The sequence below is a fragment of the Aquidulcibacter sp. genome, assembly GCF_049239865.1.
Classification (GTDB): Bacteria; Pseudomonadota; Alphaproteobacteria; order Caulobacterales; family Aquidulcibacteraceae; genus Aquidulcibacter.
This window is the reverse complement of sequence record NZ_JBMLTR010000178.1, coordinates 99497-111787: the sequence shown is the minus strand read 5'-3', so window position 1 is coordinate 111787 and position 12291 is coordinate 99497. Positions and strand designations below refer to the sequence as shown.

Sequence of the window (12291 nt, the reverse complement as noted above, 5' to 3'; positions counted from 1 at the left end):
TGCATGAACTCAAAGGCGCACCCCATGTCATTGATATCCGTAATCTGGGCTTGATTGGCGGGATCGAACTGGCACCGCGTGACGGCGTCGTGGGCGCGCGCGGCTATGATGTTTTCCTCAAAGCCTATGAGGCGGGTGCGCTGATCCGCGTGACGGGGGACATTATCGCCTTGTCACCGCCTCTGATCATCGAAGAGAGCCATATTGACCGCTTGGTCGACACAATTGGCGCGGCGCTGCACGCGGTGGATTAGGACGCTCATCGCTCACGCGCCGATGTGGCCGCGAAGGGACTGACGATGGGATCGCGCACCACGAGGTGCGGCTCTACACGCGGCGACAAGCGCAACTTTTGTTGCGCGCTCCTCCGCCACCAACACCACCATCCCCGCCAAGGAAAACCTTGCGAGGGTGCACCATAAAGAGGGGCCGGGGCGCGTGGTATGCGCCAAATGAGGTGGGCCAGATTAACGGACTGGCCCGGAATACGACGCAAACCGTGCGCCCCGGCTGAATAAGTGTGTGTGCTCGGGGTGGGTAACGAGGCCACCTTGTGGTTTGGTTCTTCCCCCGCCTAGTACGTAAAGGCCTCATTTTAGAAGCGCGTGCTCCTAAAAATACATAAGGCTTCCCCAAGGCGTCTCAAAGGCATCGCCTAAGTTCTTGACCAAGGGCTTCACACGGCAGTCGGGCACAAGCACACTCGGGCATCAGGACAGCTAATCCCAATGAAACACGAGGTCGCCACTTCAACCTCGATTAATCCCGCTTACCATCCCCAACCGGTGTCGCCGCTGCAGCAACAACGCCCTCTCGTTGGAGATGGGGGAAGGTTACTGCGTGTTTGATGGGTGGGGGATAAGTTTTTATCTATGCTTGCAAAGGACCGCGCAGCACGAGCTGCGCCTGTCAACGCGATGACAAGCGCAACTTTTGTTGCGCGTTCCCCTTCACCGGCTTCGCCGGACATCGGCGCATGCGCCGATACCCCGCGAGCGGGGAAGCTGGCCGCGAAGCGGACTGAAGGGGTTTTTCCCTCTGGATCGTTGTCAGCGAGACAGAAAACCCACCAAAAGGACCGCGCAACACGAGTTGCGCATCGGTACGCGCTGACAAGCGCAACTTTTGTTGCGCGGTCCTTTATCCCCGGCGGAGCGTTAGCGAAGAGCGGGGACCTTAGTGAGTTTGGGCGTTCCCCTTCAGTCCCTCTAGGACAGATCCCCCGGGGGCGTGGAAGCAACCAACAAATCGGGCGTGTGACGCTCCGGCGTCACAAAATCTGCTGCGGTGGCCGCGCGAATGTCGAACCGGCGGCGAACCAGTTCCAGGGGCTCATCCAATTGCTCCTCAAACTTTACAAACTGCAGGCTTTTTGCCGCCCTGCCGTGTGACCAGCCGTGCGTGATGGCGTTCATGGCGGGCACGGTCAGATGCGGATCGATGAAAGTCATATGCGCCGTGACGACCGCAATCCACATCGAGGCGTAAGGGAATTGTGTTTGGGCAAGTTGAAAGGCTTGAACCGCCAGCTCGCCCAATGGCGTTGGGGGATAGCCTGTAATCACATGATGCAAATCATGGGTTTGATACCCGCGTAACACCTTATGCTTGAGGACATCGGGCAAATTTTTCAAAACCCCGGTCGCCTCAAATTGCTCATGCAGGTCGCGATACCCGACAGCGAGCGATTCCATCAGATTATGGTCGCGGACAAACGCCAGATAATGCGCGCCCAACGTGCCAAGCGCATGAACTTCCAATGCTGCCAGAGACAGGGGCGGGGCATAATAGCGCTCGGCCGCTAACGGGCCTTGCACGGGATCGTTTTCGATCAAGGCGACATATTTCTCAATGGCGTCAGCCGGGGCGCTTTCCCACCAATCATTGAACAAGAAATGGATCCCATATTCATTGAAATTCTCGACACTTTTCAAAAATTTCGCCCCAAATTTAGGGTCCATTTTGCCCGCCATAGGTCTTTCCTCCATCCTGTTTCAGTCCTGCTTTTGCTATTGACGCCGCGCAGTCTAGCATTACTATTGACGAAAAGTACAATAATAAATTGGGGGCCGATTTGGAACCGCAGAGCAAGCCATTGGCCCAGTCGCAAATCTGGGCATTTTCGACCGTGGCGCTGCCGCTAGGCATGCTGGGCTTGCCTATGGCGATCTATTTGGCACCCTTCTATTCTGGCCAATTAGGCCTTTCGCTGTCGCTGGTGGGGGCCGCGCTGGTGCTGGCGCGGATCAGCGATTTTGTGACCGACCCGATCATGGGCTTGATTACCGACCGTTGGCGGCCTGCTTTGGGCCGAAGGCGTATTTGGCTGATCTTCGGCACCTTGATCATGATGGCGGGCGTTCAACTGTTGCTTCGACCGCCGCCAGAAGTCGGTGTGGTGTGGTTCGGGCTGAGTGTGGCCCTGGTCTATTTGGGCTATACGACCTTGCAGATCCCCTATGAGGCTTGGGCCGGCGAGATATCGGGCGATTATCATGTACGGACCAAAATCGCCGCAACAAAGCAAGGGTTTAGTATCTTAGGTCTTGTCGTGGCGACCGCCATTCCCGCCTATATCTTAAGCCATCCCGGCGCTGGAAGCGGCGATGTGCTCCATGCCATTGCTCTAGCGGTCCTGATTTTGTTGCCCCTCAGCGCCGCTTTGGTCTTTTTCACTGTGCCGCAACCTGATGCACCCATCGAAAAGGCACCGCTGAATCTGAAGCGCGCCGTGGGCCTGATGCGCGCCAACCAGCCCTTCAGCCTTCTGGTCGTGGTGGTTCTATTGGCGACAATTGGCGAGGTATTCCGACAGACCATTACGGTCTTCTTTGCGCGCGACATTGTGGGCGTCAAAAACATCGGCATCGTTTATGCCGTTTATTTTGCAGTCGGCTTATGCGCTGTTCCCCTTTGGGGCTGGCTCAGCAAGGCGATTGGCAAGCATCGCGCATTGATCCTCGCTTTAGGGATCGTTGCGGCGACCAATTTTGCGATGGGCTTTCTGCAACAGGGGCAAGGTCATCTCTTCATCGCTTTATTTGTGCTGAAAGGGATTTGCTATGGCGCGATTGGCATTTTGCCCAATGCGATGGTGGCAGACACGGTTGACCTCGATACCGCCCAAACCCAAGATCGCCAGCAAGGCGTCTATTTCGCAGCGATTGCCATGGTGCAAAAGCTAGGCTTTGCCTTAGGTGGCGGTTTGCCCCTTATTCTGCTGGATGCTGTCGGATTTAAAGCCGCAGGCGGCAGCGAGGCAGAAGCCTTGTTCTGGATGCGAATTTTCTACGCCGTCGTCCCTGGCGTCTTGGTCGCCATTGCGGCCATGCTATTGACCCGCTACTCCTTGACTGCCGAGCGGCAAGAGGAATTGCGGTACTATATCGCGCAGAAGGAGGCAGGTTTGACGCCCGACATGCCAAGCTATCTTCAAGACAATGTCTATCACGACCGTTCAAAGGCATCATCATGATCAAGGGATTGCACCATGCTGGCCTCAGCGTTGCCGATCTCGAGCGCGCCATTGGCTTTTACAAAACCGCCCACGCTTTTGAAGTGATCAGCCGCTTTCAAGTTCCCAACCGCGCCGATCTGCGCGCCATGATGGCGGTGGACGATAGTGCCTGTGAAGTGGCTCTATTGCGCGGCCCGACGGGCTTTCTAGAACTCTTTCACTTCGCCAACCCCTTGGCACCAGATGGACCGCCCGAGGTGTATCGCGCCGGCATTCGCCATATCTGTATCCAAGCCGTAGATGGCGATCACCTCTATGATGATTTTGTCGGGGCAGGGGCCAAGAGCCATGCCCGCCCATCAGGTCTAGGGACCGGCAATCTCTATTGCTATATCCGCGACCCTGAAGACAATATTTTGGAGTTGGAGGGCCTGCCTTATGCGGCAAGTGTCACCAGCCCGCCTTGGTTCGCCCATGTTGCCTTAGTGACCCCCAATATCAAACGCCTAACGGCTTTCTATACCCTTGTGACAGGTGCCCCCGTGCATAGCTCTGGTCACTTCGGGCCTGAGGCAAAATATGATGTGGTGGCCGGCCTTGAAAACATTGTCTTTGATGGGGCGTGGGTGAAAGCTGGTCCTTTGACGCTAGAGTTCTGGCAGTATCATCAGCCGCAAACACAGAGCAGGCCCCTCGCCAATGCGTCACAACATGGCTGGAGCCATTTTGCTTTAGAAGTGGATGATCTGGACGGCGAGTATCAGCGCCTATTGGCAGCGGGCGTGCATTTCCATAGCGCGCCCATGAGCAACGGAGCGGTGCGTTTTGTGTATGGCCGCGACCCCGACGGCAATATTTTCGAACTTCTCCAGGTTTTGCCCGGCCATGAACATCTGTCCCTAGGCCAAGTCACTGGAAGGGATTTACCGGCAGAGATTGATCGCTTGGTTGCGCAGTTTTACCGCTCTCGCGCTCAGGGACAAAGCAACTAATGGCAACCGCGCAAGAACCCAATTGGTCGTCATTCGACGCTGGGTTCCAGTCCATTCAAGGACTGACATTGCATGTCGTGCGGACAGGAGCAGCCGATAGCGACAAGATACCGATGCTGTGCCTACATGGCTTTCCAGACATCTGGTCTGTCTGGTGTCGGGTGATCACACACCTGCCAAAAGACCGTCAGTATGTGATGCCAGACCAACGCGGCTATCATCTCTCGGACAAGCCAAAAGAGCTTGAGGATTATGCCGCCGAAATTCTTCTAGAAGATATTCGCCAGCTGATCCTCGCCAATTCCCCGGGCGGGAAAGTGGTGCTGGTTGGCCATGACTGGGGCGGGGTGATCGCCTCTTGGTTTGCCGCCATCTATCCAGAGCATGTCGCCCAGCTGATCCTGATCAATGCGGTTCATCCCGCAGCCCTACAAATGGCATTGATGACAGACCCGGCCCAGAAAGCAGCTTCTGCTTATATGCCGGCGCTGACGTCTGGTGCGTTCGAGGCCGCTTGGCTGAAGGATCCCACCAGCAATCCGTTCAAGAACTGGTATCACGAGGCACAAGCCGATGGCCGTATGGGGCCAGTTGAGACCGCCCTTTATGAAGCCGCTTGGTCAGACCCGGATCGCTGGCGGGCGGCCATCGATTGGTATCGGGCCAGCCCCTTTGATCTTGCGGCAGGCCCAGAAATGCCCGCTTGGATCAACGAAAGAGATTGGACGATTAAGGCACCGACCCTGTTGATTTGGGGAGAGGCGGACACGGTCTTTACCACCAACACCCGAGACTCCATGGCGACCTATTTTACCCAATTGAACGTCACGCGCTTGCCCGGGATTGGGCACAACCCACTGCGGGATGATCCCGTTTCGGTGGCCGAGGCCATCCACATATTTCTCGATCAAGGAAAGCATCATGTCTAAAGTCAGTCTTGGATTAGAAGGTCGGGTTGCGATCATTACAGGGGCCGCACGTGGCATTGGACGGGCAGCCCTGCATCGCATGATGGCGGAAGGCGTGCATGTCCTTGCATGGGATATTGATCCGGCTTGGTCTGAAGAAATTAAAGCCATCGCGACGCCAGACACCGTCAAAATCGCTGCTTTTGTCGGCGATGTCTCACAGAGTGCCGCGTGGCAAGCGGCAGTTGAAAGCGCACTGGCGCAATTTGGGCGCTTGGACTTTCTGTTTTCAAATGCCGGGATTTCTGGGCCCGCTCTGCCCGTTTCGCGCTATGAGGATACTGACTTCGACCGCGTTATGGCGATCAATGCGCGCGGGGTTTATCTCGGCCTCAAACATGTCGGCCAGCACTTGAGCCAACAGGGCAGGGGGGTGATCGTCAATGTGTCGTCCATCAGCGGGCTGAGTGGCGGCGGCAATATCTTTGCCTATACCGCCAGCAAGCATGCCGTTGTCGGCATGACCAAATCCGCAGCCGTGCATTATGCGCCCAATGGGGTTCGCGTCTTGGCTGTTTGCCCATCGCCAACCGATACCGACATGATGGCCTATGCCGAGCGCTCCGTCATGCCAGGCGACCCACAAGCTGCCCGCCCGATCTTCACGCAAGGTGTGCCCATGGGCCGCTATGCGGAGCCAGAAGAGATCGCCAATGTCTTTGCTTTCCTGATCTCTGATCAGGCCTCTTTCATGACAGGCACCATCGTGCCCGTCGATGGCGGATGTATGGCGCGTTAGTTTTCAAAGGGGATAGCCAAGATGGATCTGGGACTTAAAGGCAAGCGTTTGTTGATCACCGGCGGCAGTCGAGGCTTGGGCCGTGCCATCGTCACCCATGCGCTGGCCGAAGGGGCGATCGTCGCCACCTGCGCACGCGGACAGGCCGGGCTCGACCGTCTGGTCAGCGACCTCGGGGCAGGGCAGGACCAATTGTTCTGCCAAGCCTTGGATGTGCGCGACGCAGCCGCGTTTCAAGCTTGGGTGCAGACGGCGGCGGAGCAATTGGGTGGCGTGGATGGCGTGGTGTCCAATGTCTCCACACGGCTGAGCGGCCATGATGAAGCGTGGTGGCGCGAGAGCTTTGAGACCGACTTCCTGCAGCACGCGCGCTTGGCAGAAGCCACCTATCCGCATTTGAAGGCCGGGCGCGAGCCCGCGCTTCTCTTCATTTCCTCCATCGCTTCGGTCTTAAGCAATTTGCCGCCTGACGAATTGGCCTATGGCGTGATGAAGGCAGGCTTGATCAATTATACCGGCCAACTTGCCGCGCGCTGGGGCAATAAGGGCATTCGCGTCAATGCCGTCTCGCCCGGACCAATCTTCTTCGAGGGCGGGACTTGGGACACGATTAGACAGGGCAATCCCAAGCTGTTTGAGGCAGCGGCCCGGCTACCAGCGCTTGGCCGACATGGTACGCCAGATGAAGTGGCAAAGGCCGCGCTATTCCTCCTCAGCCCTGCAGCCTCTTACATCACGGGGACAAATGTCCGCATTGATGGCGGAGCCATCCGCACGGCCAATTTCTAATCGGCATCCGTCGGCCTTAAGCGCGCTCAAGGATGGCGGCAATGCCTTGGCCGCCACCCACGCACATGGTCTCGAGGCCATAGCGAACCTGTCTGCGCTGCATCTCATGCACCAGACTGGTCATGATCCGCATGCCTGTTGCGCCAATCGGATGACCGAGAGAAATGCCGGAACCATTGACGTTCAGGATCGACCGATCATCCCAGTCCCAACCTTTGAGAACAGCAAGCACTTGCGCAGCAAAGGCTTCATTGAGCTCAACAAGGCCCATGTCGCCCCATGAAAGACCTGTCTTGGCGAACAGCTTGTGGACGGCGGGGACGGGGCCAATCCCCATGCGCGAAGGCTCGCACCCGGCCGCTGCCCAACCGACGAAGAAGGCCGAGGGATTTAGGCCAAGCTCTGCCAAGCGATCTTCAGCCACCACAAGACAGGCAGAGGCCGCATCATTTTGTTGGCTGGAATTACCAGCCGTACAAACGCCGCCTGCCACCATCGGCTTTAATTTCGCCAGTGAGGCGGCCGTGGTATCGGCGCGAATGCCTTCATCCATGGCGAACTGAATGGGATCGCCGCCGCGCTGGGGAATTGGAACGGCGACAATCTCGTCGTCAAAGCGGCCGTCTGCCCAAGCACGCGCGGCACGGACTTGGCTTTGTGCGGCAAACTCATCGCAAGCCTCTCGGCTGATGGCATAGTCCGAAGCGAGATTTTCTGCCGTCGTGATCATGCCCGGTATCACGCCAAAGCGCTCCACGGGTTGCGACCGTTCGCGGCCTCGCTCTAGACGATCATAGAGGGTCACGCTGCCAGCGCGCGCGCCACCGCGCATGGCGGTCGTATAGAATTCGACATTGCTCATGCTCTCGACGCCGCCTGCCAGCACCACGTCGGCAGCCCCAGTTTGCACCATCATAGCGGCATTCGCCAAAGCTTGAAGCCCGCCGCCACAGCGCCGATCGACTTGAATGCCGGGCACTTCAATTGGCAGACCTGCCGCCAAAGCGGCCCAACGCCCCACACACGGCGTCTCGCCGCTGGCATAGCTTTGCGCAAACACGACATCTTCGATCAGCATCGGGTCAATGCCACTGCGCGACACGACTGCTTTGACGACATGGGCCGCGAGGGTTTCAACCGGCACAGAACTCAGCCCGCCAAGAAACTTGCCAATCGGGGTTCGAACTGGACTAATGATGGCTGCCCGTCTCATGTAAAAGCCTTCCTCGAGTCACGGTGCGTGAACGCGACCACTTTAGAAGAAGCCCGCTGGCCTTGTCACCCTCTTGAATTTTTAAGGGCAGGGCGGGCGAGGACAATGGCTCGGAGACGAAACCTCGCCTCTAAAGTCTCCTGATTTTTTGTAATGTTCGCTCTCTGGGCCGACCTATTGCGCCAATCAGAAGGTTGAACTAGCCCGAACAATAATTATAGATTAACTCTGCAGCTGCTATAGATTTCTTTACTTAGTGAATTTTCGGATCGGGGATTTTAGTATGTCGATGCAACTGGCGCGCCCAGAGCGAGCGAAGCTGGCTGATGCAGCCACCCCATTAGAGCTTGCCGTCATCATTCCAACCTTCAATGAAGCAGGCAATGTTGTGCCATTGCTTGATAATCTTTCCACAGCGCTTGCCGCCCATCATTGGGAAGCGATTTTTGTCGACGATAACTCGCCCGATGGAACCGCAGACCTCGTCCGCGAAATCGGGCAAAAAGACACACGTGTGCGCGTGGTCCACCGTATTGGGAGGAGGGGGCTTTCAAGCGCCGTTATCGAAGGCATGCTCGCCACGTCTGCCCCAATCCTTGCCGTTGTTGATGGCGATCTTCAGCATGATGAGATGGCCTTGCCGAAAATGGTTGCCGCCATTGAAACCGACCAAGCAGACATTGCGATTGGCACACGCTATGCCAAAGGCGGTAGTGTCGGGGAATGGAACAAGCTACGCCACCGCGCGTCGCAAGGCGCGACGTGGCTTGGACAAAAAATCCTGCAGGTTGAGTTATCCGATCCCATGAGTGGCTTTATGGCCATTCGCCGCGAGACCTTGATGGCGGCCCTGCCGCGCCTATCTGGCGTTGGCTTTAAAATTCTGCTCGACATTGTGGCGTCTTTGCCAACACCACCCCGCGTTGCCGAAGTGCCTTATGTGTTTCGCTCCCGCCTGAATGGGGAGAGCAAAGCCGACAGCATGATCGCGCTCGAATACATCTCCTTATTGCTCGACAAGACGATTGGCCGCTTCATCCCGACGCGCCTGGTCTCCTTCCTTGCCGTTGGCGGTTTGGGCGTTGTGGTGCATTTGTCAGTTCTGGGCACCATGCTGGCGCTCGGCGCGAGTTTCATGAACGGCCAGTTTGCAGCTGTGGCGACCGCGATTGCGTTCAACTTCTTCCTCAATAATCGCTTCACCTATCGCGACCGCCGCCTGAAGGGCTGGAAATTGGTGACGGGTCTTTTGAGCTTCTATTTGGTGTCGGCCGTGGGTGCGGTGGCCAATATCGGGATCGGCAATTGGGTCCATCAAATGGATAGCCAATGGTGGCTCGCGGGCATTGCCGGAGTCGTGGTTGGCGCTGTCTGGAACTTCGCCGCATCCTCCTTTGTGACGTGGCGAAAGTAATGAGCGATGAGTCTCGGTTTGCCACGATCTCCAGTCGTGGCGCGACATGGGTTTTAGCTCTGCTCTTGCTCCTTGTTGCCGCAAGTGTTTGGTTCGCGGTCTCAAAGCCCAGTCTACAAGCCCAGCCCATCGCTATTGTGAAGTCGGTTCAACAAGCCCAAACGCAAGAAGTGGGCGGCGATGATATTCGCCTCTACAAAGCCATTGTAGAGCGCATGCGGGCAGGGGAGAATTATTATGCGGTTGCTGTCGAAGAACAGCGCGCCCGCGGCTTTCCTACCCAACCCTTTGTAACGGTGCGACTGCCCACCCTTGCTTTTGTCCTCGCCAGCCTCGGAACGATGTGGGGCCATGTTCTTGAGATCGCGATTGCCCTCGCGGCCCTCTATGTCTGGTATCAAAAGCTTGCCGCGTACAAAATCATTCAATGGCGGCGCTGGGCGCTGATTGCGCTGTTGGCGGCTGGTCTTTCGCCAGTTGTGAACCCAAAGATCATTTATATGCATGAGATTTGGGCCGGGGCCTTGATCGCTTTATCGATCGGATTGTATCGGCCCAAGGCTTGGCTGCCGAGCTTTTTGATTGCCGCTTGTGCCTTGGCTTTGCGCGAGCTCGTCCTGCCCTTTGTTTTGCTCATGGCGGCCTTTGCATTGCTGCAGCGACGTTGGATCGAGACAGGCGCTTGGTCGGGCCTCATCCTCGCATTTTTCGGCTATATGTTCCTGCACGCCCAAGGGGTGGCCAGCGTTGTTCAGCCCAATGAACCCAGCGCGCCGTCTTGGATGCTGGCCAATGGACCTGCTGCTGCGCTCCACTTCCTATGGCAGTCCTTGCCGCTGTCGGAATTACCCGCCATTCTTGCCTTTCCCATGATCATCATCGGCCTCTTTGGCTGGGTCTGTTGGCGCACGGAAACAGGGCTGTTCTGCTTACTGCTGCTGCTAGGCTATATGCTGGCTTTTGCCATCACAGGCCGACCCAATAATTTCTATTGGGGTTATCTGGTCTCGCCCTTATTGATGATGGGCTTCATCTTTCTTGGTCCGGGTCTGCAAGACCTGCAAGCGGCACTCAAACGGGGCAACCCGAAAGCTTCAGAATAGCTGAAGTTACGGCTAAAGCACATCACCAACTTCAAGGGCCGCACGTTCACCAGATTCCATAGCACCTTCCATGCCGCGGTTCAGCATAGCGGTGTGTTCACCGGCAAAGAAGATGCGGCCGTGCGGTTTGGAAATCGTTGCGGCATAGCGCGTGATTTGGCCCGGCTTCCACGCGGAATAAATCCCACCCGCATAAGGGTCGCGTTGCCAAGACAGCGTCTTTACAGCCCGAAGCGCGCCCTTGGTGGAGGGGCGGACCCTTTCCAAGAAGGCCAGAATTTCAGCCGTTGCTGCCTCTGGCGGCATCCGGTCTAGCCGCTCGCCTTGCGCCCCATTGGTGAAGGCAAGAAACGACGTCACCGCATTGGGATCATCGCCATAACGTAAGGCGGCAAAGCGGCCTGCTGGCCCGTCGGTCCACATATTTGGCGGTAAGCCATCTTCGAGCCAGAAGGGGCGATCGGCAACAAAATGGGCTTGGAACGCTGTTGAATAGCCGAGCAGGTCAATCGCTTCGGCCTGGAGTGCGGGTAGGACGGGATCAAATCTAATCGATCGCATGGCCGTAAAGGGCAGGGTGGTTACCACCGCCTTGGCGCGAAACATACGTCCATCTGCGCAGGCCACACGGCCGCCTGAAGAATCGGTGGAAATCGACGTAACAACACAGCCTGTTTCAATCCGTCCTTTCAGCAATTTTGCCATCGCCTCTGGCAGGCGCTGATTACCGCCTTTGATGGCATAGGCTTCCCGACCAAAGGCGAGCTGCTGCGCACCCCAAGACAGGCTGTGAAAGAGTGCCAGAAGCGAAAAATCATAGGGGTTGCTGCCGTAGAGCATCCCCGTGCCCAAAGCGAGGTCGATGGTGGCTTCGTCTTGGCCTTGCTGCTTCATAAAGTCGTAAAGCGAGATATCCCATTGGGCAAACTTGGGATCGGTCCAAACATCGCCAAGCTTCAGCGGATTGGCGGCGGCATACAAGTCCCATTGATAAGCCCAAGGCATCTTCGCGCGACGCTCAGCCGGAAAAGGGTTGAGGGGCGAAGTGGGCCAGTCTGCCATCATGATATTCTGGCCTTTGAGATTGATCAACGTATTGGCTTGGGTGGTTTCGGTGCGCTGGCGAACGGGAATGAGCTCAGCGCCCGATTGACGCGCCATATCGATCACACGGGCATAGCCTGCCCCAATACCATTGCCGCCACCTTCTGGATTGCCGGGTACATCTTGTAAGGTGAAGAGCCGCCCGCCCAGCCTTTTTCGGGCCTCCAAAACCGTCACTCTTGCTCCGGCCTGTTCCAACAAAAAGGCGCAATAAAGACCCGAGAGGCCGGCACCGATGACAATGACATCATCCCCCGTGTTGGCGCGGGCAGTGCGCGGCAAAGCAAGCGTCGCCAAGGCTGCGCTGGTTCCTACGGAAAAGCCTCGACGTGTGAGCCTGTTGTCCGACATCTATTTCCCTCTTTCCCCTGTCTGTCCGTACCCAACACTCCAAGGTGATTGCGCCATTGTTGTCATCCGAAATGCCGTGCACTGCCTTGCGCCTAACGGGTTTGGCGGGTCGCGGAAGCCTGCTGCGCGAAGCGCAACTCACGTCCAAATGTGCCGTTACC

Annotated in this window: 11 protein-coding genes; 8 read left to right on the top strand and 3 right to left on the bottom strand. The window is 57.1% G+C overall.

What is annotated here, in order from left to right; all coding sequences use genetic code 11:
* The coding region (locus ACOVRA_RS12820) for an aminotransferase class III-fold pyridoxal phosphate-dependent enzyme (RefSeq protein ID WP_421720636.1) at positions 1 to 254 on the top strand (254 nt) is incomplete at its 5' end.
* A gap of 954 nt (positions 255 to 1208) precedes the next feature.
* Here the strand turns inward: ACOVRA_RS12820 and ACOVRA_RS12815 are convergent.
* Positions 1209 to 1961, bottom strand: a complete 753-nt coding sequence (locus ACOVRA_RS12815) for a Coq4 family protein (protein WP_421720635.1) — start codon at positions 1959 to 1961, stop codon at positions 1209 to 1211.
* Between the two features lie 113 nt (positions 1962 to 2074).
* On the opposite strand from ACOVRA_RS12815, the gene ACOVRA_RS12810 reads away from it, so the two are divergent.
* The 5 genes from ACOVRA_RS12810 to ACOVRA_RS12790 are packed head-to-tail and all read left to right on the top strand — an operon-like array spanning position 2075 to position 6945.
* Entirely contained in the window at positions 2075 to 3475 is a 1401-nt protein-coding gene (locus ACOVRA_RS12810; protein ID WP_421720634.1) for an MFS transporter, read from the top strand.
* Positions 3472 to 4449, top strand: coding sequence for a VOC family protein (locus tag ACOVRA_RS12805; RefSeq protein ID WP_421720633.1), 978 nt, complete (start codon positions 3472 to 3474; stop codon positions 4447 to 4449). The genes ACOVRA_RS12810 and ACOVRA_RS12805 overlap by 4 nt, the downstream gene beginning before the upstream one ends.
* The gene (locus tag ACOVRA_RS12800; RefSeq protein ID WP_421720632.1) at positions 4449 to 5378 is read left to right on the top strand and encodes an alpha/beta fold hydrolase; all 930 of its coding nucleotides are present in this window, start codon (positions 4449 to 4451) and stop codon (positions 5376 to 5378) included. The genes ACOVRA_RS12805 and ACOVRA_RS12800 overlap by 1 nt, the downstream gene beginning before the upstream one ends.
* The gene (locus ACOVRA_RS12795; RefSeq protein WP_421720631.1) at positions 5371 to 6156 is read left to right on the top strand and encodes an SDR family NAD(P)-dependent oxidoreductase; all 786 of its coding nucleotides are present in this window, start codon (positions 5371 to 5373) and stop codon (positions 6154 to 6156) included. The genes ACOVRA_RS12800 and ACOVRA_RS12795 overlap by 8 nt, the downstream gene beginning before the upstream one ends.
* 21 nt (positions 6157 to 6177) lie before the next feature.
* Positions 6178 to 6945: an SDR family NAD(P)-dependent oxidoreductase gene (locus ACOVRA_RS12790; RefSeq protein WP_421720630.1), complete on the top strand. Its 768-nt coding sequence runs from the start codon at positions 6178 to 6180 to the stop codon at positions 6943 to 6945.
* 16 nt (positions 6946 to 6961) lie between these two features.
* On the opposite strand, the gene ACOVRA_RS12785 is transcribed toward ACOVRA_RS12790, so the two are convergent.
* Positions 6962 to 8158 (bottom strand): acetyl-CoA C-acetyltransferase, encoded by a 1197-nt coding sequence (locus ACOVRA_RS12785; RefSeq protein WP_421720629.1) that lies wholly within the window; start codon positions 8156 to 8158, stop codon positions 6962 to 6964.
* A 283-nt stretch (positions 8159 to 8441) separates the two neighbouring features.
* Between ACOVRA_RS12785 and ACOVRA_RS12780 the strand changes: the two genes are divergently transcribed.
* Both ACOVRA_RS12780 and ACOVRA_RS12775 read left to right on the top strand, forming a co-directional pair.
* Positions 8442 to 9572 carry a glycosyltransferase family 2 protein gene (locus ACOVRA_RS12780; protein ID WP_421720628.1) on the top strand — a complete coding sequence of 377 codons (1131 nt, stop codon included), beginning with the start codon at positions 8442 to 8444 and terminating at the stop codon, positions 9570 to 9572.
* Positions 9572 to 10675, top strand: a complete 1104-nt coding sequence (locus ACOVRA_RS12775) for a hypothetical protein (RefSeq protein WP_421720627.1) — start codon at positions 9572 to 9574, stop codon at positions 10673 to 10675. Before ACOVRA_RS12780 ends, ACOVRA_RS12775 begins: the two co-directional genes overlap by 1 nt.
* Before the next feature lie 12 nt (positions 10676 to 10687).
* On the opposite strand, the gene ACOVRA_RS12770 is transcribed toward ACOVRA_RS12775, so the two are convergent.
* The gene (locus ACOVRA_RS12770; protein WP_421720626.1) at positions 10688 to 12130 is read right to left on the bottom strand and encodes a flavin monoamine oxidase family protein; all 1443 of its coding nucleotides are present in this window, start codon (positions 12128 to 12130) and stop codon (positions 10688 to 10690) included.
* Between the last annotated feature and the right edge of the window lie 161 nt (positions 12131 to 12291).